The organism is Rathayibacter sp. VKM Ac-2762 (assembly GCF_009866585.1).
Taxonomy (GTDB): domain Bacteria; phylum Actinomycetota; class Actinomycetes; order Actinomycetales; family Microbacteriaceae; genus Rathayibacter.
This window is the reverse complement of sequence record NZ_CP047419.1, coordinates 2,409,199-2,435,667: the sequence shown is the minus strand read 5'-3', so window position 1 is coordinate 2,435,667 and position 26,469 is coordinate 2,409,199. Positions and strand designations below refer to the sequence as shown.

The following is a 26,469-nucleotide window of genomic DNA, read 5'->3' as shown; positions in this document are numbered from 1 at the left end:
TCCTTCAGGGGAGGGATGCGTCGAGCCGAGGGGACCGACGCGTGTGTTCACGTTAACATGTGAGCCGCCTCAGAGCCATGGGGGAATTGCTCCGGCGGCGAGAGCGAACCATGCGACAGGGGAGCGCATCGGCGCAAGACCTGCACCCGCGAGCGACCAGGGCGTAGCGTGAGCGCACCGCATCCTGGCCCCCGGTGACGGAACCATGCCCATCCGCCTGCCCTGCGAGGACTTGACCATGACGACGCTCTTCCACACCGGTGGCTCCCTCTCCCTCGACGACGCGACCGCCGACGCCGTCGTCCGCTACTCGCTCGCGCTCGCGCAGCAGCACCGGATGAGCACGGTCAGCGTCGCCGACGACTCGGCCCCCTCCTCCGTCGTGACGCTCACCGTCGGGCTCGGCGTCCCCCTGGTGGTCGCAGGGACCGGTAGCGCAGCGGCGGAGTCGAGCGCCGAGATCCTCGAGCGCCTCGACGCGCTCGACAGTGCGGGCGGACCGGTGCCCGCCTCGGACGTCGACCCCCGCGCGACGTGGGAGCTCGAGAACGAGTACTGAGCTCCGAGCCGCGGCGCCGCCGGCGCGGATCCGCCCCGCTCCTGCTCCGCGGGCGCGGAGCGTCAGCGCCGGTAGTCGCGGATGATCTCCTGGGCGAGCGTCGTGATCGGGGTCGACGTCGCTCGCGCGCGGACCCGCAGCACCTCGAAGGCCTGCTCGACCGTGGTGCGGTGGGCGTAGGCGAGGATCCCCTTCGCCTGCTCGATCAGCACCCGGCTGTCGAGGGCGTGCTGCAGCTGCTCCTGAGTGACCGTGCTCTGCTGGAGCGCGCGCTGGTGCAGGATCCCGATCGTCGCGACGTCGGCGAACGCCTGCACGACCGCGATGTCGTCAGGATCGAGCCGCCCCGGCCGGGCCTGGAAGAGGTTGAGGGAGCCGATCGTCGTCCCCGCCGAGCGCATCGGCACGCAGTGCGCCGAGAGCACGTCGAGCTCGACCGCCAGCGTCCGGAACTCCGCCCACTCCTCGCCCACGGCGCGGGCGTCCTCGACGATCACCGGCCGCCCGGTCTCGAAGCACTGGATGCACGGGCCCGACCCGCTGTCGAGCTGGAGCAGCTCGATCAGCCGGGTGTCCTCGTCCGTGGAGGCGAGCACCTCGAGGGAGCCGGTGGAGTCGGCGAGGACGAGCCCCGCCGAGACGGCGTCGAAGAGGGTCGCGCTGCTCTCCACGAGGGTCTGGGTGAAGTCGACGACGTCGTAGTCGTCGACCAGCGTGTCGGAGAGGGCGACGAACGTCTGGATGACGCTGCGCTCGCGGGAGATCGTCACCATGTGTCGTCCTGGGCGGTGAGAGGGCGGTCGGGGAACCCGTCGTGCCGGGCCACGATGCCGGAGGCGACATCGACGACGGAGCGCTGCTGGGCGAAGGCGTGGGCGCGCAGCAGCAGCTGCGCCTCCTCGGCCGTGCTGCCGTAGCGCGCGATGATCATGCCGGTCGCCTGGTGCACCACGCGTCGCGAGCGCGGATTCGTGCTCTCCTCGACCTCGTTGTCGCGCAGCACCGCGGCCAGCACCAGCAGCGCCGTCGCGGTGGTCGAGGCGCTGATCCGGCCGAGGAGGGAGTCGCTGAGCGACGTGGGGCGGCGGGAGTAGAGGTCGACCGCGCCGATCGAGAGCCCCGCGATCGAGAGCGGGAAGGCGAAGACCGCGCGCACCGCCGTGGGGCCGATCGCCTCGGTGAAGAGCGGCCAGCGCTCCTCCGCGCCGGTGTCCGGCACCGAGACGGGGCCGGCAGCGCGGATCGCCTCCCAGCACGGGCCCTCGCCGAGGTCGATCTGGATCTCGTCCAGCCGGCTCGCGGTGCTGTCGCTCGCGGCGACGGTCTCGCCGCCGAAGGGGCTGCCGAGCGTGGAGATCGCGACGCCGTCGATCGGATACCCGCGCAGATACGGGTCGCAGAGAGCGTCGGAGTCGGTCACCGCGCCCATTTTAGCCGTCGGCTCCGCTCGGAGCGACGCTCCCCCGGACCGGCGGGGACCACGACACGGTGACGCGCGGGAGCCCGCCTGGCTGCGCTGCCCGGGCGCACGAGGCGACGGCCCGTGAAGCGGCTCGTCGGGCGCGGACGGTGCGCGGTGCGGGGCGACGGGAGCCGGAGGACGGCGGCCTGCACGGCGACGGAGCGGCTCAGGCCGGGGTCGATCGAGCCGGGACGCTCGAGGGCGGCGATGAGGTCGTCGAGGACGGCGAAGGCGGGATCTGTCATCACGGCTCCTGGCCGGGTGTCCGCGGCCGTTGTTCTGCGCGCCGGGGCGCGGGCGGTGTCGATCGGGTGTCGCCGTGCGGGGTCCGCGCACGACGTCGACGAGGTCCTGCCCGACGGTACGGGGCGCGGATCGACCGGACGACGTGGTTGACCTCCCCGAGGTCCGCCGCTACTCGTACTCTGCGTTGAGCTTGTCGAAGTCGTTCGTGATGATCGACAGCGGGGTGTACGGCGTGATGAGGAGGAGCGCCGGGTTCGCGCGACCCTCGCCGTAGTTGACGGTCAGCCACTGCGGGGTCGGGGAGGCCAGGGCGGCCTCGACCTCGGCGCGGAACTCCTCGAGGCTCCTGTTGTTGACGGTGTAGGCGGTGCCGTTGTAGATCAGGTCGATGCGCTTCACAGCTGGTCGCCCTTCGCCGGGGGACGCACCGGTTCGGCGGGCTCCGAGATCACGTACAGCCCGCCCGCGGAGTTCGCGAGGTCGGTGAGCGCGGAGATCCAGGCGGGGTTGATGCGGGGCATCCGGCCGCCGAAGTACTTGTAGCGGAGCGCGTGGGAGGGGTGGATCCAGATCGCGCTGCGGCCGTCGCCCATGCTGTGGTCGTCGCGCCAGCTGAGCAGGAACGACTCGTTGCGGCGCAGCTTCGCGGTGATGACGATCTGCAGGTGCGCGAGCACGCGGTCCTCGAAGTCGATCTCGACGGTCCCGTCGTAGTGCAGCTTCCCCATCAGCGTCTCCAGCCCCTGATCTCCGGCAGGCAGACGCCCGCCGTTGCCTCCACCCTTCCGCAGACCGGACGGATCCGACAACCCGCTATGCCATTCTCTGCTCGATCTGTCCAGGTCTTCCGTCAGCGGCGGTCATCTGTCAACCTCCTCCCTCCACGCAGCCGGCGCTGCCGAGCATGGGCGGCATGAAGCACATCCTCTTCGCCGACAAGACGATCCTGGTGGGGGACGAGGCGGCCGACGCACTCGTCGAGTACGCCGTCGCCCTCGCCTCGAAGGGCGCGGCCGACACCGTCGAGTACACGGGGATCGGCGCCGACGGCGGGACGGTCGACGCCACCTTCCTCGTGAACGCCGCAGCCGCCCTCATCGTCGAGACCACGCCGAGCGACCTGCCCGAACCGGACAACGCGGCGGAGGTGGCACGGCTGCGCGAGCGGATCGACGCGCTCACCGGCGAGCATCCCGTGCAACCCGGCGACGGCGAGCTGACCAGTGGTGCCGACTACGAGGACTCCTACGAGCAGTGAGTGGTTCCCCGTCGTGCGCGTCCGGGCGCGACCGGCGTCCGCTACCACTGCGAGGCTCCGCAGTGAACCCCCTGATCGGCTGAGGGGAGGCGGACGTACCGTGGCCCTGCGGGTCGCCGACGACACGATCACCGGTCGACCGCTACGGGCACGGCCGCGGGTCGGCCGGGGAGGACGGGCACGATGACCGGAGACCATCCCTTCTGGGTGCGCCTCGCGCGCAAGGAGCCGCAGTGCGCCATCGTGCGCGGCCGGGTCTTCGAGATCGGCGCCCCCGACGAGCGGGACGGCGCCTTCCTCCTCACGGTCTGGGAGAAGGGGCGGCCCGTCGGGCACGTCCTGAACGTGGATCCGCCCGCCTACAAGCCGTGCGGACCCGGGCACCCGGTCGAGCCGCAGCGGGTCGACGGGGTCGAGGAGCTGCTCGAGCTCCTGGTGCCCCAGCGCACCCGGCTCGCGGCGCACGGCTGACGCCGCTCCCGTCCGCGGGGGCCGCCCGAGTCCTGTGCACCGGGAGCGGGGCGAGCGCTGAGCACCCGCCGGCGGACGCCCGGGACGGGGGAGTCGTGCGGCCGGGCGGCGGCTGGCATCCTGACCTCGGTGCGACGAGCGCGCCCGCGAGGGGGAGCCCGATGAGCACCACCGAGGACGTCGACGACGGGACCGCCGAGTTCGGGTACCGCCCCTCCCTCACCCGCGGGATCGGCCGCTTCGGCAGCTTCGCCGCGGGCGTGAGCTACATATCGATCCTGACCGGCACGTTCCAGCTCTTCTCCTTCGGCTTCGCGCTCGGCGGTCCCGCCTACTGGTGGTCCTGGCCGATCGTGTTCACCGGGCAGCTCATGGTGGCCCTGTGCTTCGCCGAGCTCGCCGCCCGCTACCCGGTCGCCGGCTCCGTCTACAACTGGAGCAAGCGCCTCGCCGGGCCGACGGTGAGCTGGATGGCGGGCTGGCTGATGGCCACCGCGTCCGTGGTCACGCTCGCGGCCGTCGTGCTGGCGTACCAGGCGACGCTCCCGCAGATCTGGAGCGGGTTCCAGCTCGGCGGCTCCGCGGGGGTGAGCGCGGTGGTCTGGGGAGCGCTGCTGATCGCGTTCACCACCGCGGTCAACGCGCGCGGCGTGCGGCTGATGGCCCGGATCAACAGCGTCGGCGTGCTGATCGAGCTCGTCGCGGCGGTGCTGCTGGTGGCGGTGCTCGCGGTGAACGTGGTGCATCCGCCGACCGTGCTGCTCGACACCAGCGGCTACGGCGGGAGCACGCCGGGCGGGTACGCCGGCGCGTTCCTCATCGCCGCGATCGCGTCGGCGTACGTGATGTACGGGTTCGACACCGCGGGCTCGCTCGGCGAGGAGACGGTCGATCCGCGCCGGACCGCGCCGACGGCGATCCTGCGGGCGGTGACCGCCTCCTTCGTCCTCGGCGGCCTCATCCTGCTGCTGGGGATCCTCTCGGCGCCCGACCTCGCCGACCCGGCGCTCGGGCAGGCGTCGGGCGGGCTGCAGCGGATCGTGCTGCAGGTGCTCGGCGGCCCCCTCGGATCGGTCCTCCTGCTCTGCGTGGTCGTCGCGATCACGGTGTGCGCGCTGGCGGTGCACACGGCGGCCATCCGACTGATCTTCGCGATGGCCCGCGACAACGCCCTGCCTGGCAGCCGCGTGCTCGCCCGCGTCGACCCGCGGCGCGGGACACCGGTGGCGCCGGCGCTGGTCGTGGGGGTGCTCGCGGTGCTGATCCTGGTCGTGAACATCGGGACGCCGGCGATCTTCACGGCCGTGACGAGCGTGGCGGTCATCCTGATCTACCTCGCCTACCTGCTGGTGACGGTGCCGCTGCTGATCGCCCGGCTCCGCGGCCGGTGGCCCGCAGCCGCGCCCGGGCGCTTCTCGCTCGGCCGCGCGGGCCTGCCGGTGAACGTCGTCGCGGTGCTCTGGGGCGCGGCGATGACGGTCGACCTCGCGTGGCCGCGCGTCGAGGTCTACGGGGAGGAGCTGCGCTGGAGCGCGGTCGTCGTGGTCGCCGCGGTCGTCGGGATCGGCCTGGCCTGGTTCCTCCTCCGCGGCCGGCACCGCCTCGGCACCCTGCCCGCGCACGCGCTCCCCTCGCCGCCGCCGCAGGGCTGAGCCGGAAGGCTCGTTCTCGAGGGGGGAGGACGGGCGTGCCCGGGCGACTCGGCGGCGGCACCGGGAGGAGGATGGGGGAGCGGGTGCTCGGCCGAGCGCCGGGAAGGAGCGCGCGTGCGGAACCGCCTGGCGACTCCGTCCCTGCTCGCGCACGCCGTGCTCATCCAGGCCGTCGCGTTCCTGCTCCGGCCGGCCGCCGTCTACCAGGCGATCCGGCTCGACGTGCCGGCCTGGGCGCTCGGGGCGCTCGGCGCCTCGTTCGCGCTGGTGCCGCTGCTGATCGCGCTGCCGGTGGGCGGGCTGGTCGACCGGGTCGGCGCCCGGGCCGTGATGGCCGTCGGCTCGCTCGTCGCGGTGGGAGCGGCCGCGGTGCTGCTCCTGGCGGGCGGGAGCGTCGCGGGGCTGCTCCTCGGCATCGCCCTGCTCGGCGCGGGGCACCTGGGCTGCGTGGTCGGGCAGCAGACCGTCGTCGCGGGCGGCACCGGAGGGACGCGTCTCGACAGCCGCTTCGGCTACTACACGTTCGCCGCGTCGCTCGGGCAGGCGATCGGGCCCGCGTTCATCCCGGTGCTCGCGGGCGGCTCGGTGCGGCCCGACCCGGCGCCGCTGTTCCTCGTGGGCGGGATCCTCGCGGTGCTGCTGCTGGTCTCGACGGCGGGGATCCGCAGCCCGTCCCCGCGCGGACCCGCGGCGGAGGGGGCTGCGGCTCCGGGCTCGACGCTCGGTCTCCTCCGGGTGCCGGGCCTCGCGCGCGCCCTGCTGACCAGCGCGACCGTCGTCGCCGCCGTCGACCTGACCGTCGTCTACCTCCCCGCCCTCGGCGCCGAGCGCGGGCTCCCGGCCGGCGTCGTCGGAGCCCTGCTCACCGTGCGCGCGCTCGCGTCGATGGCCTCGCGGCTCCTCCTCGGTGCGGCCACCGCCCGGCTCGGGCGCACCCGGGTGATGGTGGGCGGCATCCTGATCTCGGCGCTCTGCCTGGTGCTGGTCGCCCTGCCCGCGCCGACCGTGCTCCTCTTCGTCGCGGTCGCCGCCCTCGGCCTGGGCCTCGGGATCGGCCAGCCCATCACGATGTCGTGGCTGATCGAGCGGACCCCCGCCGACCGCCACGGCCGCGCCCTCGCGCTGCGCCTGGCCGGGAACCGCCTCGGGCTGATCGCCCTGCCCAGCCTCCTCGGCGTCCTCGCGGCGGCGGCCGGAGCGGGCGGTGTCCTCATCGGCACCGGTGCCGCGGTCGGCGCGACCCTCCTCCTGCTGCGCGGGGTGCGCCTGGACTGAGGTGCCGGGGACGCAGCGGATCGCCGGCGCGCGCCGCGTTCCCGGGCATCTCCGTCGGAAGACCGGAGGATCAGCTGCCCGCCTCCTCCACGCGGACGTCCGCGGCGGCCTTGTCGGCGCGCCAGCCGCGCCAGACCGGCTGGCGGAGGGTGCCGGAGGCGGTGCGCTCGCGGTAGCGGACCTCGCCGACCAGGGCGGGCGACACCCAGTGCACGCCGCGCGACTCGAGCGGAGGGACGGAGACGGCGGGCTCCTCGGTGGCGTGCTCGGCCAGGCGGTCGACCAGTCCGCGGCGCTCGCGGTCGCTGAAGCCGGTGCCCACACGGCCGGAGTACGCGAGCCCGTCCTCGCCGGGGATCGCGGTCAGCAGCGCCCCGACCGACCCCTGCAGGCCGCCCTCGCCCTCGCGCCAGCCCACGATCACGACCTCCTGCAGCCGGTGGTGGGTGAGCTTGATCCAGTCGCGCGAGCGGCTGCCCTCCTGGTAGCGCGAGTCGCGGCGCTTGGCGACCACGCCCTCGAGGCCGAGGGTGCGGCTGGTGGCCATCGCCTCCTCCAGGTCGCCGTCGAACACGGACGGGACGTGCACGCGCTCGTTCTCGGCGACGAGGTCGACAAGTGCCGAGCGACGGGTGTCGTAGTCGCTCCCGGTCAGGTCCTCTCCTGCGCGCTCGAGCAGGTCGAAGACCATCAGGTGCACCGGAGTGGACCGGGCGGCCGCCTCGATCTCGCGCGGCTTCGTCAGCCCGCCGCGGGTCTGCAGGGCGCCGAAGTCGGGGCGCCCGCGAGCGTCGAGGGCGACGATCTCGCCGTCGAGCACGGCGTCGGCGGCGGCCTCGGCGAGCGGGGCGAGCAGGTCGGGGAACGCCGCGGTCAGGTCGTTGCCGTTGCGGCTCGTGAGGGTCGCGGTGCCGCCCTGCACCCGCACGAGAGCGCGGTAGCCGTCCCACTTCATCTCGATCGCGGCCCCGGGGTCCACGTCGCCGCGGCGTCCGGCCGTGGCGAGCATGGGGCGGTGGCGGCGCGGAGCGGAGTCCTCGGCCGGGCGGTCGGCGGAGGGTGCGGGGCGGGGAGCGGGCGACGCGGCGGACGCGGCCGCCCGGCCCCGTCGCTGCGTCCCGTGCCCGTGAGCGGGACCCGGCGCCATCAGGTGCAGGAGCCAGTTCTTCTCGGCGCCCTCCCTCGAGCCCGTGTGCAGCAGGGCGTAGCGTCGGGGCTCGCCGCCGAGCCCGCCGTCGGGGCGGCCGGTCAGCACCGCGATCACCTCCTTCCCCTCGCGCCACTTCTCGAGCGCGTAGGTGCCCTCGTCCCAGATGCGCACCTCGCCGCCGCCGTACTCGCCGGCCGGGATCGTGCCCTCGAAGGTCGCGTACTCGAGGGGGTGGTCCTCGGTCTGCACCGCGAGCCGGTTCGGGTCGCCCTCCAGCGGCGGGCCCTTCGGCACCGCCCAGCTGACCAGGACGCCGTCGTGCTCGAGCCGGAAGTCGTAGTGCAGGCGCCGCGCGTGGTGCTCCTGGATGACGAAGGAGTCGCCCGAGGAGGTGCCCGCGGACCCCGCCTCGGGCACCGGCTCCGGCGTCCTCGACGCGTCGCGCATGCTGCGGTAGGTCGCCAGGCGGTCGGAGGAGGCGTCCGTCGCGGCGAAGCCCGCCATCCGCTCCGGGGTCGGCTCGAGCCCGGCACCCCGGGCGGCGAGCAGCGGGCGGAGGAGGTCGCCGTCGCTCCGCAGCCGCTCCACCACCTCGTCGGGCGACAGGTGGCGCAGGTCCTCGGCACCCAGCTCCTCCCACGTGCGGGGCGCGGCGGCGGCCGGCCGGAGGCGCCCCCGGAGGGAGTAGGGGGCGATGGTCGTCTTCGCCGCGCTGTTCTGGCTCCAGTCGACGAGGACCTTGCCCTCGCGCAGGGTCTTCTTCATGTCCGAGACGACGAGGTCGCGGTGGTCCGACTCGAGCGCGCGCGCCAGCTCGTGCGCGACCGCCGAGATCTGGTCGCTGGAGGCGGAGGCGTCCAGCGGGCAGTAGAGGTGGATCCCCTTGCTCCCGCTGGTCACCGGCAGCGGAGCCAGCCCCATCCCCTCCAGCAGGTCGCGGGCGAGGAACGCGACCTCGGCGCACTCGGCGAGGCCCGCCCCCTCGCCCGGGTCGAGGTCGAGCACGAGGCGGTCGGGCGGACGGCGCTCGCCGTCGGAGCCCACCCGCCACTGCGGGACGTGCAGCTCGAGCGCCGCCTGCTGCGCCAGCCAGGTGAGCCCGGCGACGTCGTCGACCAGCGGGTACTCGACGTCGCGCGACGAGTGCGCGAGCCGGGTCCGGCTCAGCCAGTAGGGGGCGGAGGAGGGGAGGTTCTTCTCGAAGAAGACCTCGCCCGGATGCTCGGCGGTGCCCACTCCGTCGACCCAGCGCTTCCGGGTGACCGGGCGGCGCGCGAGATGGGGCAGCATCGCGGAGGCGACGGAGGCGTAGTAGGAGAGCACATCGGCTTTGGTGAAGCCCGTCTCCGGGTAGACGACCTTGTCGAGGTTCGTCAGCCGCAGCCTCCGCCCGCCGACCGAGACGATCTGCTGCGAGGCGGCCATCCCCCCATGGTGGAGGCAGGCGCGCGCGGAGGGAACCCCGGACCGTCGCGGGAACCCGCAGCGAGCCGCCTCCACGACTCGGGGTTCCCTCGGCGGCGGGGAGTAGCGTCGACGCACCACGTCCGAAGGAGCCCTCCGTGCCCGACACGATCGCCGACATCCCCCTCACCACGATCGACGGCACCACGTCGACCCTCGCCGACTACCCGCCCGTGCGGCTGATCGTCAACGTCGCCTCCCGCTGCGGCCTCGCCCCGCAGTACGAGAAGCTCGAGGCCCTGCAGAAGAGCTACGGGGAGCGCGGATTCACGGTCCTCGGCTTCCCGAGCAACCAGTTCCTCCAGGAGCTGAGCGATGAGGACAAGATCAAGGCGTACTGCTCGACGACCTGGGGGGTCACCTTCCCGATGTTCGAGAAGGTCCGCGTCAACGGCCGCTCGGCGCACCCGCTCTACGCGGAGCTCACCAAGGCGGAGGACGAGAACGGCAAGGCCGGCCGGGTGAAGTGGAACTTCGAGAAGTTCCTGATCACGGCCGACGGCACGGTCCACCGGTTCCGCCCGACGGTCGAGCCCGACGACCCTCGGATCGTCGACCTGATCGAGGCGTCGCTCCCCGCCTGATCCCGCTCAGCGGCGGGCGCGGGGCGGAGCACGCCACCCGTCGCGGATCAGCGGTCGCGGAGCCCCAGGGTCGAGCGGGCGTCCGCGGGCTCGACGCCCTCGGGGCAGACGATGTCCGAGACGTCGAACGGCGTCGCGCGCGAGAACGGGATCATCTCGATCCCGTCGACGTGGCGCAGCAGCACGAGGCCGCCCTCGCCCTCGCGCAGGCTCCGGCGCACCTGGCGCAGGAAGATGCCGGCCATGTCGAGCTCGACGACGAAGGAGCGGCCGCTCACGTCGATCCGGCAGCCGATGACCGGCTGGGAGCCGACGGAGACGGAGTCCGGCACGCGGCGCGGCTCGATCGGCTGCTCCTTGCGGAGCGTCCGCACCGGGGTGAGGGTGGGCAGGCCGGTCGCTCGCGCGGTGTCCGTCATGGTCGTCTCCGTCCGTCGACGTCCGCCGATGGTTCCGGGGACGTCTTCTCGACGGTACTTCGCGTCCCCCGCAGAGGGGACGGGGTTGACGGCCGTGCGATCAGGGGGCAGCGGGGCCCAGGAGCGGCGGAGCTCAGGAGCCCTGGCGCTGCTCCTCGGGCTCCGGCAGGACCGAGAGCTCGCCGTGCATGCTGGCGACGCTGAGCATCTGCTCGATCCACGCGCGGTTGAGCTTGGGCTGGGGCGCCTCGGTGAAGCGGAAGTGCAGCGGCACCGACGGGTGCAGCCAGACGGAGCTCCGGCCGTGTCCGGTGGAGGCGTCCTCCATCCACGAGAGCGAGAAGGCTTCGTTGCGGCGCAGCTTCGAGAGGACGGCGACCTTCAGGTGCGCGAGGACGCGCTCCTCGAATTCGATCTCGAGGTTCTGCGGTCCGTAGATGAGCGTGGCCACGGGCCCCCTTCGTTCATCGGGCCGGCCCTGGCGGACGGCTCCTCGGGGGACGGTATCCGCTCGGACCCCGGTGCGGGGAATCGGGCGGGAGACACGCCGGACCCCCATTGACAGTCCCGCGGACGGGACGTAGCACTGCCGGGCGTGCTGGGCGCCACGTTAGCCGACGCATGTAGCGAGAGTCGATGCTCCGTCGCGGATCTCCCGTCGGCCGGGGCCGGCCCGGGAGCGAGCGCGGGCACCTCCGGCTGCCGGCCGCGCCGCTCAGGATCCCGTCACGGCCCGGCCGGCGCGTCCCACCCCTCCTGCGGAGTCGCGCAGGTGCCGCGGAAGACGTACTGCGACGGAAGCTTCCGCTGGTGCGAGGACCAGTCGATCGCCGGCCGCCGCTGCTCCGGAGGCAGGTAGCCGAGCCGGTACACCGCCATCAGCTCCAGCTCGTCGGGCACGGCGAGCAGCGACTCGATCCGCGCCCACGCTCCCGGCACCTCCATCGGGAACGACACGAACTGGATCCCCATCCCCAGCTCGACCGTGCTCAGCCAGACGTTCTCCATCGCGGCGCCCATGCTGAACACCGAGTAGAAGGAGGAGAGCTCGCCCGGCCGGTACTCGGAGCGGTCGAGCATCACCCCGAGCAGCAGCGGCGATCCCGCGACGAGCCGGCGGTTCTCCTCACCGAGCGTCTGCGGGACGCGGAGGGAGTTCATCAGGAACTGCCCGCGCTTCGTGAAGACCTGCTTCGTGAAGGGGCGGAGCGGAGCCGGCAGCTTGTCGAACAGCATCCCGTCGCGCCGCCGCTCCATCTCCTCGCTGCTGAAGCGGAAGTAGGGCTTGTAGCGCTCGAAGAACGTGCCGTTCGACATCGCGGTGGTCATGCTCTCGCCGCTGATCGCGGCGATCCGGTCGATCGTCTCGCGCTCCTCGACGAGCACGAACCGCCACGGCTGGCTGTTGAGCTGCGAGGGCGCCCGGCCGGCCACCTCCATCAGGAGCCGCTGGTGCTCCTCGGAGACGGGGTCGGGCAGGAACGCGCCGTTGGTGGTCTTCCGGCGCCGGACGACATCGAGGAACTCCATGCCTCGATCCTGCCCCGATCGATCGCGCAGAGGGGGGAGCGGCGGCGGCCCGGGGCGCGCGCGGTAGCATCGAGGGTCCTGTGCAGGCTCGAGGGAAGCGGTGGAACGGTGAAGACGAGGGTCATCTTCTACCTTCTCGGAGGTGTGTTCGTGCTCGGCGCGGGCATCAACTCGGTCGTGGGCAGCGGCTTCTCGGTCCCGAACCTGCTGACGATGCTCTGCGGCGCGCTGATCCTCGCGATCGCGGGCTGGCAGGCGCTGCGCTCCTACCGCTCCGACCCCGACCGCGACGTCGAGCCCCCGCGCTAGAAGCCGGGCGCGTCAGTGCAGGGCTGACCCGGCCCTGAGTCGCTGGAGCACGCTTCGGCGCCGCGCCGGCCGCCGCGTCCGCCCCAGAGCCGCGAGCACGAACGGAGCAGCCGCCAGCGCGATCGCCGGGTGCCGGCGTCCGTGCGTCCCCGCGAAGGGGATCACCGCCAGCGGGACAGCGGCGGGAGCCAGCGCGGACGCGGCGCGGGGGTCCGACCGTCGCAGCGTCGCCCAGGCCAGAGCGGTGAGCGTCGACGTGCAGATGTAGAGCGCGTGGTGGATCCAGTGCCAGCGGCCCGTGCGGAGAGCGCCGGTGGCGACGGCGGTGCCGAGGGCGCAGTTGGCGGAGTAGCTGACAGCGGCGGCGCGCAGCCAGAGCGGACCGGACGCGCTCGCCCTCCGCCGCGTCCTCACACCTCGCCCCGCGCGAGCAGCAGCCGGTAGGGCGCCACGCGCTCGACCCGCCACCCCTCGGGCGCCACCGCCCGCAGCTCGGCGGCGGTGAAGCTGCGTCGCACAGACAGCGACCCGTCGTAGTGGAGGAACGATCCGGCCGCGATCGGTCGCGTGGCCAGCAGGTAGGCCGTGTAGGCCAGCCGCGAGCGCTCGATGTCGTTGTGGAGGGCGCGCGGGGCCAGGCTCTCGCTGTCGGCGAGCAGGTCGGCGAGTGATTCCGGCGACAGGTGGTGCAGCACGTGGTTGGAGGTCACCAGGTCGAAGTGCTCGCCCTCGGCGACCAGGTCGGCGCTGCTCGCGCGGCGGAACTCGACTCCGGGCGGCGCGGGCGTCGACGTGGCGAAGGCGGAGGCGCGCTCGTCCGGATCGACGGCGGTGATCGCCAGGCGGAGGCCGTCCTCGCGGGCCCAGCCGGCGAGGGAGCGGGCGACGTCGCCGCCTCCGGAGCCGATGTCGAGCAGGCGGAACGGCTCGTCGGGCCGCAGCAGCGGACGGAGGCGCGAGCGGTAGAGGCCACGCCACCCCGAGACCAGCCGGTTCACGGTGCCGAAGCGGGCGTAGGTGGCGTCGAGCAGGGTGCGGTCGCAGTCCGGGTCGTCCATCAGCTCCTGCTCGGAGACCTCGCGGTGGCGCAGGTCCGGCGCGAGAGGGGCTCGCGGAGTCACTCCCCGCCCCGCTTGGTGAGCAGCGCGAGCTCGACGGTGAGGCCGGGGCCGAACGCCATCGCGCCGATCCGCTCGCCGTCGGCCGCCTCGCCGTGCAGCAGGCGCCGCAGGATGAAGAGGACGGTCGCGCTCGACATGTTGCCGTTGGTCCGCAGCACCTCGCGCGACGGGGCCAGCTGCTCGTCGCTGAGGGCGAGCGAGGCCTGCACCTTGTCGAGGATGCTGCGGCCGCCGGGGTGGATCGCCCAGCGCTGCACGTCGCTCCGCTCGACCTCGGCGCCGGCCAGCAGCGGGGCGACGGCCGCCTCGATGTTCGCTCCGATGATCGAGGGCACGTAGGTGCTCAGCCGCATCGAGAAGCCGTGGTCGCCGATCGTCCACGCCATCTCGGTCTCGCCCTCGTCGGTGAGCGTCGTGGCGAGCGCGTCGAGCTCGAGCACCGGGGTGCCGGGCGCGGCCTCGCGGGCGGTGACGACGGCCGCCGCACCGCCGTCGGCGAAGACGGAGGTCGCGACGATCTGCTCCGGGTCGTTGGAGCTCGTGAGGTGGATGGTGCACAGCTCGACCGCGACGACGAGGACGACCGCCTCCGGGTCGGCCTCGCAGAACTGGCGGGCGGCGCGCAGGCCGGGGAAGGCGCCGTAGCAGCCCATGAAGCCGAGGTGGAAGCGCTGCGTCGAGGGTGCGAGGCCGAGGCGGCGGACCAGCTGGTAGTCGGGCCCCGGGGCGTAGAAGCCGGTGCAGGAGACCGTCACCACGTGGGTGACGTCCTCGGGGGTCATCGACGCGGACGAGAGGGCGCGGCGGGCCGCCTCCGTGAAGAGCTCGGGAGCGCGCTCGGTGTAGACGGCGTTGCGCGCGGCCGTCCCCGGGTCGAGCACCAGGCCGCTCCCCGCGTCGTAGAAGACGCTCGCACCCTCCCGCTCGACCCGGTCGAGCTCGTCGACCACCGTGCTGCGGGTGTCGATCCCGGACGCGTCGAAGGCCGCGCCGATCAGGCGGGACCCGAGCCGGGTCATCGCGGGCTGGGACGCGAAGAGGTCGCGCACCTCGGACTGGCGCAGGACCGTGGTCGGCACCGCCGTCTCGATGCTGCGGATGTGCACACTCACCCGCAGGAACCTATCGCGGAATCCTGCGGGTGAGCGGTGCCCTGGAGCGTGATCAGAGGATCGGCTTCCCGCCGGTGACGGCGATCGTCGACCCGCTGATGTAGCTCGCCTCGTCGGAGGCGAGGAGGACGTAGGCGGGGGCCACCTCGGCCGGCTGCCCCGGGCGGCCCAGCGGGACCTGCTCGCCGAACTCGGCGACGGCCTCCTCCGGCATGGTCGAGGGGATGAGCGGCGTCCAGATCGGGCCGGGCGCGACCGAGTTGGCGCGGATGCCCTTCTCGCCGAGCGCCTGCGCGAACGAGGCGGTGAGGCTGAGGATCGCCGACTTCGTGGCGGCGTAGGGGAGCAGCTGGTACGACGGCTGGTCGGACTGCACCGAGCTCGTCGCGATGATCGACGCGCCCTCCTTCAGGTGGGGCAGCGCCGACTTCACGAGGTGGAAGTAGGCGCTGATGTTCGTCGCGATCGTGCGGTCCCACTCCTCGTCCGGGATGTCGGTGACGCTCTCGCGGCTCATCTGGAAGGCGGCGTTGCTGACGAGCACCTCGAGGTGGCCGAAGCGCTCGACGGTCTCGGTGACGACGGCGCGGCAGTGCGCCGGGTCCTGCAGGTCGCCGGGGAGGAGCAGCGCCTCGCGGCCGGCCTCCCGGACCCACTTGGCGGTGTCCTCGGCGTCGTCGTGCTCGTCGAGGTACGAGATCGCGACGTCGGCGCCCTCGCGCGCGAACGCGATCGCGACGGCCTTGCCGATGCCGCTGTCGCCGCCCGTGATGAGGGCGACCTTGCCGCTGAGGCGGCCGGTGCCGCGGTAGCTGGTCTCGCCGTGGTCGGCCTTCGGCGTCAGCTCGGCCTCGGTGCCGGGCGGTGTCTGCTCGGGGGATTCCGGAGTCATGACTCTCCCTCTCGTGTCGTCGGTCGGTGCCTCCATGCAAGCGGGTGGGAGGGAGGGGGCGCAGGGGGTTGACGACCGGACCGCTCCGTCCTGTCGTCAAGCCCGCGACACCGAGGGCTCCCTGGGTCTTGACTGAGCGTGTCGCCCTTCTTCGGGGCGCTCGGCCAGGAGGTTCGACATGAGCACGACAGACAGGGATCCGGCTGACGGCGGACTGCCGCGACGGGCAGAGGGCTCGGCGGCGGGCGGCACGGCGCGCATCGACTCAGCGCGGGACACGGGAGCGGCTGCGGCGACGGACCGCTCCGCGACTCCGGACCGTTCCGCCTCCTCGGACCGTTCCGCCTCGACGGACCGCTCCGCCTCGACGGACCGCTCCGCCTCGACGGACCGCTCCGACTCGGCGCACTCGGCCCCCGAGCACCGCGCGCCCGTCGACCCCGACTCCGCCGAGGCGAAGCAGGCCCGTGCGGCCGCGCGCAAGGACATCCACCAGCGCGAGCGCGACCGCTTCGGCGGCTTCAAGATCGGCTGCGCCTTCTTCGGCTGGCTCGCCGCCACCGGACTCGCCGTCCTCCTGACCGCCCTCGTCACCGCGATCGGGGCCGCCGTCATCGGCACCCAGGACGTCACCGGCGACCTCGCGGCCGACCCCGCCGCGTTCGGCTGGGCGGGCGCGATCGCACTGCTGGTCATCCTCCTCGTCGCCTACTACTGCGGCGGCTACGTGGCCGGCCGCATGGCCCGCTTCAGCGGAGCGAAGCAGGGCGTCGGAGTGTGGGCCTGGGCGGTCGTCGTCGCGATCGTCGTGGGCATCGTCTCGGCGATCACCGGCGGCAGCCAGGCGCTCTCCGCGGTGAGCGGCTTCCCGACGATCCCCCTGGACGCCGGCGACGCCACGGCCGCGGCGGTCGTGACGGCGCTCGCCGCCCTGATCGTCGCGCTGGTCGGCGCCGTGCTCGGCGGTCTCGCCGGCATGCGCTTCCACCGCCGCGTCGACCGCGAGGGCCTCTCCGGCCTCTCCGTCTGACGCTCCCGTCCCTCCTCCCTCCGCGAGACGCCGCTCCGGTACGCCACGCACGCCGTGCCGCGCACCGGAGGGGCAGCTCGCGGAGGGGAGGTAGGGTCCTTCGCGTGACGGGGGAGCGAGGGACGCGGCTGGCGGGCGAGCTGCGGGAGTGGGACGCGGGCGCGCTCGCGGACCTGCGGGACGAGTACCTGGCGTTCCTCGAGCAGCGCGGCGAGTCGGCGCTCGAGCGCGACGGCGGCCCCGAGCACGTCACGGCGAGCTGCTTCGTGCTCTCGCCGAATCTGGCGCAGGTGCTGCTCTGCTTCCACCGCAAGGGCCGGTTCTGGGTGCAGCTCGGCGGTCATGTCGAGCCCGGCGACGACTCCACGGCCGACGCGGCCCTCCGCGAGGCGCGGGAGGAGAGCGGAGCGGCACGGCTGCAGCCGCTCGGCGTCCTGCCCCTCGACCTCGACCGGCACGCGCTCGGCGACGGCTTCGGCCGCTGCTCCTGCCACTGGGACGTGGGCTACGGTGCGATCGCCGATCCGGACGCTCCGGTGAGCGTCAGCGACGAGAGCGACGACGTGGCCTGGTGGCCGGTCGATGCGCTGCCCGCCGAGGTGCCGCCGGGGTTCGCCGAGCGGCTGGCCGGGGCGCTCGCCGCGGCGCGTCTCCTCCGCGGTGCGGGGTCGCTCGGCGGCTGATCGAGGCCCGCCTCCACCCATTCCGCGTCCCGGCAGCGCGCCTGCGACGAGTCCTCCCCGTGACTCCGGCGCCGTGCGGCACGATGGGGCGATGAGCAGCACCGCTGACCCCGTCGTCGTCCTCGCCGGTGCGAGCGGATTCCTCGGGACGGACCTCACCCGCCGCTTCACGGCAGACGGCTGGACGGTGCGGAGGATCGGCCGCTCCGGGCCGGACGCGCGCTGGGGCGACACCGCCGGCATCACCCGGGTCCTCGACGGTGCGCGCCTCCTGGTGAACCTGGCCGGCAAGAGCGTCGACTGCCGGTACACCGCGGCGAACCGCGCCGAGATCCTCCGCTCGCGCGTGGCGACCACCGCGGAGCTGCACCGGGCGGTCGCGGCGGCCGCGACTCCTCCGCCGGTCTGGATGAACGCGAGCACGGCCACGATCTACCGGCACGAGGAGGAGCGGGCGAACACCGAGGACGAGGGCGTGCTCGGCGAGGGCTTCTCGGTCGACGTGGCGCGGGCGTGGGAGTCGGAGTTCTTCGCCGGGGAGACGCCCGGCGTGCGGCGCGTGGCGCTGCGGATGTCCATCGTGCTCGGAGACGGTCCGGCGACGGCGATCCTGCTGCGGCTGGCGCGGCTCGGCCTCGGCGGTCCGCAGTTCGACGGGCCGTGGCCCTCGACGCGCGCGCGCCGCGAGGCCGGTGTGCACCACGAGCACCGGCGCACCCGCGGCCGTCAGCACTTCAGCTGGATCCACGTGGAGGACGTCCACCGGTCGATCCGCTTCCTCGAGGAGTCGACCCTCGACGGGCCGGTGAACCTCGCGTCGCCGAATCCGAGCGACAACACCGAGCTCTCCCGGCTGCTCCGTGCCGCCGTCGGCCGCCGGATCGGCGTGCCGGCTCCGCGCTTCGTCCTCGAGCCCGCGACGCTCCTGCTCCGCACCGAATCCGAGCTCCTGCTCAAGTCCCGCTGGGTCGTGCCGGCCCGCCTCGAGGACGCCGGCTTCACCTTCGCGCATCCCCACCTCGCCGAGGCCCTCCGCACCCTGGCCTGACCCGCCCCCGCGGGGCGACCGACCTCCGCCGCGAGCCCGTGTCGCGGAGGTCTGAGTCCGAGCGCGGATCCACCCCACCCCCGGCCACCTCGCGGCGTCGACCGGAACGCGTGCCGAGCGTTTCGGACGCGCCGAACGCTCCCCGGTCTCCGAGACCCGGCCACTCTCCCAGCCGACTGCGCCACGCCGCGCGGGGAGCGGCGTGGCCGACATCACGTCGGAGGTCGCGCTACTGCGCGACCTTCGCCGCGATGTCGCTCCGATACAGCCCGCCGTCGAGGTGGATCAGGTCGAGCGCGCGGTACGCCCGCTCCCGCGCCTCGGCGAAGTCGGCGCCGCGCGCGACGACGTTGAGCACGCGGCCGCCGGTGGCGACGAAGCTCCCGTCGACCAGCTGGGTCGCCGCGTGGGCGATGGTGACGCCGGGGACGTCCGCCGCCGCGTCGAGTCCGGTGATGGTCCGTCCGGTGACGGCGTTCTCGGGGTAGCCCTCGCTCGCGAGGACGACGGTGACGGCGACCTCGTCCGTGAACGCGGGCCACGGGACGGAGGCGAGCGCGCCGGTCGCCGCCGCGTGCAGCAGCGCGGACAGCGGGGAGGCGAGGCGCGGGAGGACGACCTGGGTCTCGGGGTCTCCGAAGCGGGCGTTGAACTCGATCACGCGCAGGCCCGCGTCGGTCACGATGAGGCCGCAGTAGAGGAGTCCGACGAAGGGGGTGCGCTCGCGCTCGAGCTGGCGGATGGTCGGGATGGCGACCGTGTCGATCACCTCGTCGACGAAGGCGCGCTCGCTCTCCCAGCGGTCGGCGAGCCAGGGGAGCGGGGAGTAGGCGCCCATGCCGCCGGTGTTCGGCCCCTCGTCGCCGTCGCTCAGGCGCTTGAAGTCCTGCGCGGGGGAGAGGGGGACGACGTCGTGGCCGTCGGAGAGGAGGAAGAGGGAGACCTCCTGGCCGGCGAGGAACTCCTCGATGAGGACGTCGCCGGACTGCAGCCAGAACTCGGCGTGCGCGATCGCGGCGCTGCGCGACTCCGTCACCAGGACGCCCTTGCCCGCGGCGAGGCCGTCGGCCTTGACGACCGAGGGGAGTCCGTACTCGTCGATGGCGCGGGTGGCGTCGACCAGGGTGGAGACGCGGGTCGCGCGGCCGGTGGGCACGCGGGCCATGTCCATCACGCGCTTCGCGAAGGTCTTCGAGCCCTCGAGTGCGGCGGCGGCCCGGTCGGGGCCGAAGGTGGGGATGCGGCGCTTGCGGAGCGCGTCGGCGACTCCGGCGACCAGGGGCGCCTCGGGGCCGATGACGACGAGCTCGATGCCCTGCTCCACCGCGAAGTCGCTGACCAGCCGGGGGCTGTTCGTGTCGAAGTGGATGACCTCGACGTCGCGCGCGATGCCGGCGTTGCCGGGCGCCGCGATGATCTCGTGGTGCTCCTCCTCCGCGAGGAGAGCCGTGATGATGGCGTGCTCACGGGCACCCGAACCGAGGACGAGGATCTTCACCCTGACAGGATAGGGCGCCCCGCGCCGGGGCTGGTCCCTGTGACGTCCTCCTCCGCAGGGCGCCGCTGCGGACGCCGACACGCCGGGCGGAGCCCCGCGGAGGCCTCCGGGAGCGAGCGGCGGCGGCAGGATGGGTGGATGGCCAAGGGCAGGATCGACGAGGCGAGCGGGCAGTCCGCGGTGCGGGCGGCGCTCGCCGGAGGAGCGGACCGGAACACGACGGCGACGGCGGTGCGGTTCCTCCTGCAGATCATCGAGACGAACGTCCCCGGACGCAGCGTCGAGGTGCGCGTTCCGCCGTTCGGCGCGGCCCAGTGCGTCGAGGGACCGGGCCACACCCGCGGGACTCCGCCGAACGTGATCGAGATGGACGCGGCGACCTGGCTGCCGCTCGCGACAGGCTCCCTGCCGTGGAGCGAGGGCCTCGCGAGCGGGCGGATCCACGCCTCCGGAGTGCGCGCGGACCTCACGCCGTTCCTCCCCATCCTGCGCGTCGGCTGAGCGTCGGCGAGTTAACTTCTCGTAAACGCGGCGGCGAGCCGTCGTCCGAACGTTTGACCTGCGGTCCGCCGTCGGGTTGTCTGGGAATAACCCCCTCACGCGGCACGAATCCTCTCCGGATCCACCGCTCGATGCTTGGAGTCCCCTTCACGATGCGCAGTACTTCCCCGGGCCGACGCGGCCTCACCCGACTCCTCTCCGCGACCGCCGTCGGCGCCGTCGCCGGAGCGGCCCTCCTCGGCGCCACGCCCGCCGCGGCGGCCGAGGGCGATGTCGCCATCGACATCCTCTCGATCAACGACTTCCACGGGCGGCTCGCCGCCGACCGCGCCGTCGCCGGAGCCGCCGTGCTCGCCGGTGCCGTCGACTCCTACCGCGCCGCCAACCCGAACACGCTGTTCGTCTCGGCCGGCGACAACATCGGCGCCTCGACCTTCGTGTCGAAGGTGCAGGGCGACATCCCCACGCTCGACTCGCTGAACGCGATGGGCCTCGACGTCAGCACCCTGGGCAACCACGAGTTCGACCAGGGCCGCGCCGACGTCGACGGCCGCGTCGTGGACGCCTCGGCGTTCCCCTACGTGAACGCGAACCTCTACGACACCGCGACCGGCGAGCGCGCCTACTCCCCGTACGTGATCACCGAGCAGGACGGCGTCTCCGTCGCCTTCATCGGCGCGATCACCGAGGACCTCGGCAAGCTCGTCAGCCCCGCCACGATCTCGACGCTCTCCGTCGAGCCGATCGCCGAGAACGTCAACGAGGTCGCCGCGCAGCTCCAGGACGGCGACGCCGCCAACGACGAGGCCGACGTGGTCGTCCTGCTCCTGCACGAGGGAGCCGACGCCGACGCGGCCGAACTGAACACTCCGGAGGCGGACCCCAAGTTCGGCGCGATCGTCAACGCGGTCGCCCCGAACGTCGACGCGATCGTCTCGGGCCACAGCCACCAGGAGTACGACGCGGGCATCGACGCGGGCCGGGCCTTCCCGACCGTCGTGTCGCAGACCGGCAGCTACGCCGAGAACATCGGCCGCATGTCCCTGACCGTCGACCCGGCGACCAAGCAGCTCACCTCGCTCACCAGCGAGGTCGTGCCGCTGACGAAGGTCGTCGACGACCCGGCCTCCGACGACCCGGCCAAGACGATCGTCGTCGGCGCCTTCGAGCCCGACCCCGAGGTCGAGACCATCGTCGCCGACGCCCAGGCCGTCGCCGTCCGCGAGGGCAGCGTGAAGGTCGGCACCATCACCGAGGACATCTCGCGCGCCTACCGCCCGGACGGCACCACGACCAACCGCGGCTCGGAGTCGACCCTCGGCAACCTCGTCTCGGACGCCCAGCTGTGGGCCACCCGTGAGCTCGGCACGCAGATCGCCTTCTCGAACGCGGGCGGCCTGCGCGACGACCTGTCCTACACCGCGACTCCGGACCAGCCCGGCGACGCGGACGGCGTGGTCACCTACGCCGAGGCCTCCGACGCCCAGCCCTTCGCGAACACCCTGGTGACCCTGCAGCTGACCGGCGAGCAGATCTCCGACCTGCTCGAGGAGCAGTGGGTGGGCAGCTCCAGCTACCCGCAGCTGAACCTCTCCACCTCGAAGGACCTCACGTACGTCTTCGACGCCACGGCGCCCGAGGGCTCGCGCATCTCGCAGGTGTTCTTCCAGAACGAGCCGATCGACCCGGCCGCGACCTTCACCGTCGTGACCAGCAGCTTCCTCGCGAGCGGCGGCGACGGCTTCAGCACCTTCACCGAGGGCACCGGCACGGCCGACTCCGGCCGCATCGACCTGGACGCCTTCGTCGGCTACATCCAGGATCTCGGCACCGTCAGCCCCGACCCCGTGCAGCGCACGATCGGCCTGACCGACAACGTCCCGGACTCGGGCGAGTACGCGGTCGGCGACACCATGACCGTCGACCTCTCCTCGCTCCTGTTCAGCACCGGAGCCGCGGCCGACACCACCGTGACCGCGAGCGTCGACGGCACCGTCGTCGGCACCGCGACGATCGACCCGACCCGGGCCGTCACCGACGACTCGACCGGTCGCGCCTCGTTCTCGGTCCCGATCGACGAGAGTCTGGCGGGCGGCGCGCACACCGCGACGTTCGCGCTCGACACCACCGGCACCGAGATCAGCGTCGGCTTCGCCGTCGCGGCCGGCGCCGGAGCGGGCACCCCGACTCCCGGACCGACCACGGAGCCGACGCCCGCGCCGACCACGCCGCCCACCACGGGCCCCGCGCCGACGCCGACCACCGCTCCGGTCGCCGGCTCGCACCACCTCGCCGAGACCGGAGTGGACGCGACCCCCGCGTTCGCCGCCGGGATCGCCGCTCTGCTGCTCGGTCTGGGCATGACGGTCGCGCGCCTGCGCCGCCGCACCGCTGCGAAGTAGCCGCACCGCGCGCACGACGGGCCCTCGACTCCGGTCGGGGGCCCGTCGTCGTGTGCGGGGCGAGCCGATGGTCGACCCCTGGGAACCGTGGCGGGGAGGCGCTCCCCGAGGAGCGGCAGGAGCCCCCGGAGACGCGAGAACGCCGCCTCCCGATCGGGAGACGGCGTCGGAACGCGATGAGGTGCTGTCGCGGAGCGGCGGGGCTCAGTGCTGCGCGGGGACCTGACGGTAGCCGTCGCGGCTGGCGACGAGCACCGTCGACACCGTGCCCCATGCGGCGAGGCCACTGAGGACGACGAGGATTGCGATGCTCATGAGTGTTCTGCCTTTCGTTGCGGCGGCTTCTGATCCATCCGCCGGGATGCTGTGTACAACGTACAGTGTCCGGCCCCGTGTTCCGTAGGACAATCGAACTGTTCTTGCCTTGACGTGTAGTTTCTCTACATGGACGTGCGACGGCTGGAACTGCTCCGCGAGCTCTCGATGCGCCGCTCGATCACGGCCGTGGCGGAGGCGACGCACCGCACGCCCTCCGCGGTCTCGCAGCAGCTCAAGGTGCTCGAGCGCGAGGCCGGCGTGCCGCTGATCGAGCGCTCCGGCCGCGGCGTGGTGCTCACGGCGGCGGGACGCGAGCTCGCCCGGAGCGCCACCGAGATCGCGATCGCGCTCGAGCGGGCCGACGCCGTCTGGCAGACGTTCAAGAACAACCCGATCGGCGAGGTCACCATCGCGACCTTCCCCACCGCGGGCCAGATGCTCCTCCCGAACGCGCTGGTCGCGCTCCGGAGCGTCGAGGGGCTCGTCGTGCAGTGCGAGGACGCGGACCCCGGCACCGACGAGTTCGCCGACCTGACCGCCGACTTCGACATCGTGCTCGCCCACTCGCCCACCGGCAGAAGCGCCTGGGCCGGCCGCGGCCTCGCGATGGCGGAGCTGATGATCGAGCCTCTCGACATCGGCCTGCCGGCCGGGCACCGCCTCGCGGACCGGGCGACGGTCTCGGCGGCGGATCTGGTCGGCGAGACCTGGATCGGCGTCCCGGACGGGTTCCCGTTCGAGCGCGTGATGCAGGACATCGAGACCGCGTCCGGCGAGGCGGTGCGGGTGGAGCAGCGCTTCGCGTCGACCCGCGTGACGGAGGCGTTCGTCGCGGCGGGCCTGGGCATCGCGGTGCTCCCGCGCTACACGGCGGGCGGCGCGGGAGTGGTGGTGAAGCCGCTCCGCGGGGTGAACTCCGTGCGGCACATCGTCGCGCTGATGCGGCCGGACCGGGCGGAGCGGCTCTCGGTCCGCACCGTCGTCCGCGAGCTGCGCGCGCAGGCGGGCCGGCTCGTGCACGCGCTCTGAGCGATCACGGTGCCGTGCCCTCGCCCGCGCGGGGGAGAATGGAGGCATGAGCGATCCCGCCCGCCCCGAGGTCACCCGCGAAGAGGTCGACGTCCGCCGCTCCCCGCGCGTCTGGCGCATCCTGACCCTCGGCGTCGGGCTCGGAGCGATCGCGGCCTTCGTGCTGACCTTCGCGTTGCCCGAGACGCAGGGCTTCTCCCGCGGGCAGGTCTTCGGCTTCAGCCTGCTGCTCTTCGTGACGCTGTTCGGCGCCCTCGCGGGGCTCGTCGTGGTGCTGCTCGACCGGGTCGTCGGCAGGAAGGTCGTCCGGACCACCGCCGAGCGGATCGTCGAGCGCGAGGACGCGGCCGAGGAGCCCGGGGCCGAGGAGGCCCTGCCCGACGCGCGGACGACGTCCGATGAGGACGACCCGCAGACGGGGTCCGACCGGGTCTAGCCGGCGGAGGCGGGCCGCCCTGCGGCCGCTGCACTCCGCCCTGCGCTGAAGGTCCCGCCCGCGGCTCGCGCTCGCGGACGGGACCGCGGCGTCAGCGTCCCCGGCGCGACGAGGAGCGGCGGCTGCTGCTCGGGGTGGACGTCGGGCGCTTGGCGGCGGCGCGCTTGGCCTTCTGCGACTTCGAGATCTTCTTGGCCACGAAGGTGAGCAGGAACGGAAGGATTCGGTAGATCACGGGGGACTCCTCGGGTGCATGCGCGCGGGGCCGCGCACCCTCCGATCATGGAGCGGCGCACGGATCCGCGGCACCCGTTGCGCCGCGCCCGGCGCTGTGCAGAGCTCAGCTCAGCTGCGTGCGCTCCACCCAGTCGAGGTACTCCGGGGTGACGGTGCCCGTGACGTACTCGCCGGTGAAGCAGCTGGTCTCGAGGTCGGTGACGTCCGAGCCCTCGAGGATCGCCGCCTTCATGTCGGCGACCTCCTGATAGATCAGCTGGTCGGCGCCGATCGCCTCCGAGATCTCGGGGATGCGGCGGTTGTGGGCGACGAGCTCCTGGCGCGAGGGCATGTTGATCCCGTACACGTGCGGGTAGCGCACGGGGGGCGCGGCGGATGCGAAGGTGACCGTGTTCGCGCCGGCCGCGCGGGCCATGTCGACGATCTCCTTGGAGGTGGTGCCGCGGACGATCGAGTCGTCGACGATCAGGACGTTCTTGCCCTTGAACTCGCTCGACATCGCGTTGAGCTTCTGCCGCACCGACTTCTTGCGGATCGCCTGCCCGGGCATGATGAACGTCCGGCCGACGTAGCGGTTCTTGTAGAAGCCCTCGCGGTACTCGATCCCGAGCTTCTGCGCGACCTGCATCGCGGCGGGGCGGGAGGAGTCGGGGATCGGCATGACGACGTCGATCGCTCCGCCCGGGGTGTACTGCGCGATGGTGTCGGCGAGGCGGTCGCCCAGCCGCAGGCGCGCCTCGTAGACCGAGATGCCCGACATCACGGAGTCGGGGCGGGCGAGGTAGACGTACTCGAACGAGCACGGGATGAGTCGCGGGTCCTTCGCGCACTGGCGGCTGGCCATCCGGCCGTCGGGGGTGATGAAGACCGCCTCGCCGGGAGCGACGTCGCGGACGATCTCGAAGCCCTGCGCCTCGAGTACGAGCGACTCGGAGGCGACGACCCAGTCGTCCGGCGCGCCCGTGTTGCTGCGGCGGCCGACGATGAGCGGGCGGATCCCGAAGGGGTCGCGGAACGCCAGCAGCCCGACGCCGGCGATCAGCGCGATGGTGGCGTAGGAGCCCTCGACGCGCTCGTGCACGCGGGCGACGGCGTCGAATACCTCGTCGGCGTCGAGGTCGCGGCCCGACATCGAGGCCTGCAGCTCGTTCGCCAGCACGTTGACCAGCAGCTCCGTGTCGGAGGTGGTGTTGAGGTGGCGGCGGTCGATGCGGAAGAGCTCCTCGGTGAGCTCGCGCGTGTTCGTGAGGTTGCCGTTGTGGACGAGGATGATGCCGTACGGCGCGTTCACGTAGAACGGCTGGGCCTCCTCCTCGCGCTCGGCGTTGCCCTTCGTCGCGTAGCGCACGTGGCCGAGGCCCATGGATCCGAGCAGCGAGCGCATGTCGCGGGTGCGGAACGCCTCGCGGACCTGTCCCGCGGCCTTCTTGATGTGCAGGGTGCTGCCGTCGGCGGTCGCGATGCCGGTCGAGTCCTGGCCGCGGTGCTGCAGGAGGGAGAGGCTGTCGTAGATGGACTGGTTGACCGGTCCGGAGGACACGATCCCAACGATTCCGCACATGCCGGAGGGGCTCCCAAGGGGATAGCAGGGGGGTTTGACGGTCCATCCTGGCACGCGGGGGACTCATCCCCTAATGGTTCGCCGTGGGCGGATCCGTGGTCGCGGGGGTGCTCAGGGCGGGGCCGACCGGCGGATCGGCCGGGCGGTCGGTCGGGGAGCCGTGCGGCCGCTCAGCTGCTCGGAGCCGTCCAGGCGCCGGCGAGGCTGCGGTCCAGGACGCGG

General features: G+C 73.2%; 30 protein-coding genes. 14 read left to right on the top strand and 16 right to left on the bottom strand.

The window, feature by feature from the left end; translation table 11 throughout:
- Positions 1 to 238: 238 nt before the first annotated feature.
- The gene (locus tag GTU71_RS11480; RefSeq protein ID WP_104239020.1) at positions 239 to 559 is read left to right on the top strand and encodes a hypothetical protein; all 321 of its coding nucleotides are present in this window, start codon (positions 239 to 241) and stop codon (positions 557 to 559) included.
- A gap of 62 nt (positions 560 to 621) precedes the next feature.
- On the opposite strand, the gene GTU71_RS11475 is transcribed toward GTU71_RS11480, so the two are convergent.
- The 5 genes from GTU71_RS11475 to GTU71_RS11455 form a co-directional block, all read right to left on the bottom strand.
- Positions 622 to 1,332, bottom strand: coding sequence for a GAF and ANTAR domain-containing protein (locus tag GTU71_RS11475; protein WP_159940162.1), 711 nt, complete (start codon positions 1,330 to 1,332; stop codon positions 622 to 624).
- Complete coding sequence (locus GTU71_RS11470; protein WP_104351715.1) at positions 1,326 to 1,979, bottom strand: GAF and ANTAR domain-containing protein; 654 nt, start codon at positions 1,977 to 1,979, stop codon at positions 1,326 to 1,328. Before GTU71_RS11470 ends, GTU71_RS11475 begins: the two co-directional genes overlap by 7 nt.
- A complete protein-coding gene (locus GTU71_RS11465) occupies positions 1,976 to 2,266 on the bottom strand; it encodes a hypothetical protein (protein ID WP_159940160.1) in 291 nt (96 codons plus the stop codon). The genes GTU71_RS11470 and GTU71_RS11465 overlap by 4 nt, the downstream gene beginning before the upstream one ends.
- Before the next feature lie 169 nt (positions 2,267 to 2,435).
- The gene (locus GTU71_RS11460) at positions 2,436 to 2,666 is read right to left on the bottom strand and encodes a hypothetical protein (protein ID WP_104282666.1); all 231 of its coding nucleotides are present in this window, start codon (positions 2,664 to 2,666) and stop codon (positions 2,436 to 2,438) included.
- Positions 2,663 to 2,995 carry an ATP-dependent DNA ligase gene (locus GTU71_RS11455; protein WP_104223784.1) on the bottom strand — a complete coding sequence of 111 codons (333 nt, stop codon included), beginning with the start codon at positions 2,993 to 2,995 and terminating at the stop codon, positions 2,663 to 2,665. Before GTU71_RS11455 ends, GTU71_RS11460 begins: the two co-directional genes overlap by 4 nt.
- Before the next feature lie 185 nt (positions 2,996 to 3,180).
- On the opposite strand from GTU71_RS11455, the gene GTU71_RS11450 reads away from it, so the two are divergent.
- The 4 genes from GTU71_RS11450 to GTU71_RS11435 all read left to right on the top strand — a co-directional run bounded on the left by GTU71_RS11450 (position 3,181) and on the right by GTU71_RS11435 (position 6,923).
- Positions 3,181 to 3,525 (top strand): hypothetical protein, encoded by a 345-nt coding sequence (locus tag GTU71_RS11450; RefSeq protein WP_104326059.1) that lies wholly within the window; start codon positions 3,181 to 3,183, stop codon positions 3,523 to 3,525.
- 183 nt (positions 3,526 to 3,708) lie between these two features.
- Positions 3,709 to 3,996: a hypothetical protein gene (locus GTU71_RS11445; RefSeq protein WP_104223782.1), complete on the top strand. Its 288-nt coding sequence runs from the start codon at positions 3,709 to 3,711 to the stop codon at positions 3,994 to 3,996.
- A gap of 161 nt (positions 3,997 to 4,157) precedes the next feature.
- Entirely contained in the window at positions 4,158 to 5,648 is a 1,491-nt protein-coding gene (locus GTU71_RS11440) for an amino acid permease (RefSeq protein WP_159940158.1), read from the top strand.
- 114 nt (positions 5,649 to 5,762) lie between these two features.
- Positions 5,763 to 6,923, top strand: coding sequence for an MFS transporter (locus tag GTU71_RS11435; RefSeq protein ID WP_159940156.1), 1,161 nt, complete (start codon positions 5,763 to 5,765; stop codon positions 6,921 to 6,923).
- 70 nt (positions 6,924 to 6,993) lie between these two features.
- Here the strand turns inward: GTU71_RS11435 and GTU71_RS11430 are convergent, their stop codons facing one another.
- Positions 6,994 to 9,498, bottom strand: a complete 2,505-nt coding sequence (locus GTU71_RS11430) for an ATP-dependent DNA ligase (protein ID WP_159940154.1) — start codon at positions 9,496 to 9,498, stop codon at positions 6,994 to 6,996.
- 137 nt (positions 9,499 to 9,635) lie between these two features.
- Here GTU71_RS11430 and GTU71_RS11425 point away from each other — a divergent pair, with 137 nt between their 5' ends.
- Positions 9,636 to 10,121, top strand: a complete 486-nt coding sequence (locus GTU71_RS11425; protein ID WP_244229546.1) for a glutathione peroxidase — start codon at positions 9,636 to 9,638, stop codon at positions 10,119 to 10,121.
- A gap of 47 nt (positions 10,122 to 10,168) precedes the next feature.
- On the opposite strand, the gene GTU71_RS11420 is transcribed toward GTU71_RS11425, so the two are convergent.
- From GTU71_RS11420 to GTU71_RS11410, 3 genes are all read right to left on the bottom strand, one after another.
- Positions 10,169 to 10,540, bottom strand: coding sequence for a hypothetical protein (locus GTU71_RS11420; RefSeq protein WP_104313572.1), 372 nt, complete (start codon positions 10,538 to 10,540; stop codon positions 10,169 to 10,171).
- Positions 10,541 to 10,673: 133 nt separating this feature from the next.
- The gene (locus GTU71_RS11415) at positions 10,674 to 10,991 is read right to left on the bottom strand and encodes a hypothetical protein (RefSeq protein WP_244230536.1); all 318 of its coding nucleotides are present in this window, start codon (positions 10,989 to 10,991) and stop codon (positions 10,674 to 10,676) included.
- 275 nt (positions 10,992 to 11,266) lie between these two features.
- Complete coding sequence (locus tag GTU71_RS11410; RefSeq protein WP_104233823.1) at positions 11,267 to 12,070, bottom strand: nitroreductase family protein; 804 nt, start codon at positions 12,068 to 12,070, stop codon at positions 11,267 to 11,269.
- A gap of 108 nt (positions 12,071 to 12,178) precedes the next feature.
- On the opposite strand from GTU71_RS11410, the gene GTU71_RS11405 reads away from it, so the two are divergent.
- Positions 12,179 to 12,379: a hypothetical protein gene (locus GTU71_RS11405; protein WP_104223776.1), complete on the top strand. Its 201-nt coding sequence runs from the start codon at positions 12,179 to 12,181 to the stop codon at positions 12,377 to 12,379.
- Positions 12,380 to 12,391: 12 nt separating this feature from the next.
- On the opposite strand, the gene GTU71_RS11400 is transcribed toward GTU71_RS11405, so the two are convergent.
- From GTU71_RS11400 to GTU71_RS11385, 4 genes are read right to left on the bottom strand one after another with little or no spacing between them, the layout of a single operon-like run.
- Complete coding sequence (locus GTU71_RS11400; protein WP_159940152.1) at positions 12,392 to 12,793, bottom strand: hypothetical protein; 402 nt, start codon at positions 12,791 to 12,793, stop codon at positions 12,392 to 12,394.
- Positions 12,790 to 13,500: a class I SAM-dependent methyltransferase gene (locus tag GTU71_RS11395; protein ID WP_244230535.1), complete on the bottom strand. Its 711-nt coding sequence runs from the start codon at positions 13,498 to 13,500 to the stop codon at positions 12,790 to 12,792. Before GTU71_RS11395 ends, GTU71_RS11400 begins: the two co-directional genes overlap by 4 nt.
- Positions 13,497 to 14,612 carry a 3-oxoacyl-[acyl-carrier-protein] synthase III C-terminal domain-containing protein gene (locus tag GTU71_RS11390; protein ID WP_104288444.1) on the bottom strand — a complete coding sequence of 372 codons (1,116 nt, stop codon included), beginning with the start codon at positions 14,610 to 14,612 and terminating at the stop codon, positions 13,497 to 13,499. The genes GTU71_RS11395 and GTU71_RS11390 overlap by 4 nt, the downstream gene beginning before the upstream one ends.
- Before the next feature lie 52 nt (positions 14,613 to 14,664).
- Positions 14,665 to 15,504, bottom strand: a complete 840-nt coding sequence (locus GTU71_RS11385; protein ID WP_104239006.1) for an SDR family oxidoreductase — start codon at positions 15,502 to 15,504, stop codon at positions 14,665 to 14,667.
- A 178-nt stretch (positions 15,505 to 15,682) separates the two neighbouring features.
- On the opposite strand from GTU71_RS11385, the gene GTU71_RS11380 reads away from it, so the two are divergent.
- The 3 genes from GTU71_RS11380 (at position 15,683) to GTU71_RS11370 (ending at position 18,265) form a co-directional block, all read left to right on the top strand.
- Positions 15,683 to 16,534, top strand: coding sequence for a hypothetical protein (locus GTU71_RS11380; RefSeq protein ID WP_208543584.1), 852 nt, complete (start codon positions 15,683 to 15,685; stop codon positions 16,532 to 16,534).
- 104 nt (positions 16,535 to 16,638) lie between these two features.
- Positions 16,639 to 17,217: an NUDIX domain-containing protein gene (locus GTU71_RS11375; RefSeq protein WP_244230534.1), complete on the top strand. Its 579-nt coding sequence runs from the start codon at positions 16,639 to 16,641 to the stop codon at positions 17,215 to 17,217.
- A gap of 91 nt (positions 17,218 to 17,308) precedes the next feature.
- Positions 17,309 to 18,265, top strand: a complete 957-nt coding sequence (locus GTU71_RS11370; protein ID WP_104269334.1) for a DUF1731 domain-containing protein — start codon at positions 17,309 to 17,311, stop codon at positions 18,263 to 18,265.
- A 229-nt stretch (positions 18,266 to 18,494) separates the two neighbouring features.
- Here GTU71_RS11370 and purD read toward each other — a convergent pair whose 3' ends face one another.
- Entirely contained in the window at positions 18,495 to 19,763 is a 1,269-nt protein-coding gene (purD, locus tag GTU71_RS11365; RefSeq protein ID WP_104223771.1) for a phosphoribosylamine--glycine ligase, read from the bottom strand.
- 138 nt (positions 19,764 to 19,901) lie between these two features.
- Between purD and GTU71_RS11360 the strand changes: the two genes are divergently transcribed.
- From GTU71_RS11360 to GTU71_RS11345, 4 genes are all read left to right on the top strand, one after another.
- Positions 19,902 to 20,264: a sterol carrier family protein gene (locus GTU71_RS11360; RefSeq protein WP_104223770.1), complete on the top strand. Its 363-nt coding sequence runs from the start codon at positions 19,902 to 19,904 to the stop codon at positions 20,262 to 20,264.
- A 152-nt stretch (positions 20,265 to 20,416) separates the two neighbouring features.
- Complete coding sequence (locus tag GTU71_RS11355; RefSeq protein WP_159940150.1) at positions 20,417 to 22,666, top strand: bifunctional UDP-sugar hydrolase/5'-nucleotidase; 2,250 nt, start codon at positions 20,417 to 20,419, stop codon at positions 22,664 to 22,666.
- Positions 22,667 to 23,110: 444 nt separating this feature from the next.
- Positions 23,111 to 24,013 carry a LysR family transcriptional regulator gene (locus GTU71_RS11350; RefSeq protein ID WP_104223768.1) on the top strand — a complete coding sequence of 301 codons (903 nt, stop codon included), beginning with the start codon at positions 23,111 to 23,113 and terminating at the stop codon, positions 24,011 to 24,013.
- Between the two features lie 46 nt (positions 24,014 to 24,059).
- Positions 24,060 to 24,449 carry a hypothetical protein gene (locus tag GTU71_RS11345; protein ID WP_159940148.1) on the top strand — a complete coding sequence of 130 codons (390 nt, stop codon included), beginning with the start codon at positions 24,060 to 24,062 and terminating at the stop codon, positions 24,447 to 24,449.
- Between the two features lie 91 nt (positions 24,450 to 24,540).
- Here the strand turns inward: GTU71_RS11345 and GTU71_RS11340 are convergent, their stop codons facing one another.
- A complete protein-coding gene (locus tag GTU71_RS11340) occupies positions 24,541 to 24,684 on the bottom strand; it encodes a hypothetical protein (RefSeq protein WP_159940146.1) in 144 nt (47 codons plus the stop codon).
- A 105-nt stretch (positions 24,685 to 24,789) separates the two neighbouring features.
- The gene (gene purF / locus GTU71_RS11335) at positions 24,790 to 26,247 is read right to left on the bottom strand and encodes an amidophosphoribosyltransferase (protein ID WP_159940144.1); all 1,458 of its coding nucleotides are present in this window, start codon (positions 26,245 to 26,247) and stop codon (positions 24,790 to 24,792) included.
- Positions 26,248 to 26,469 lie beyond the last annotated feature (222 nt).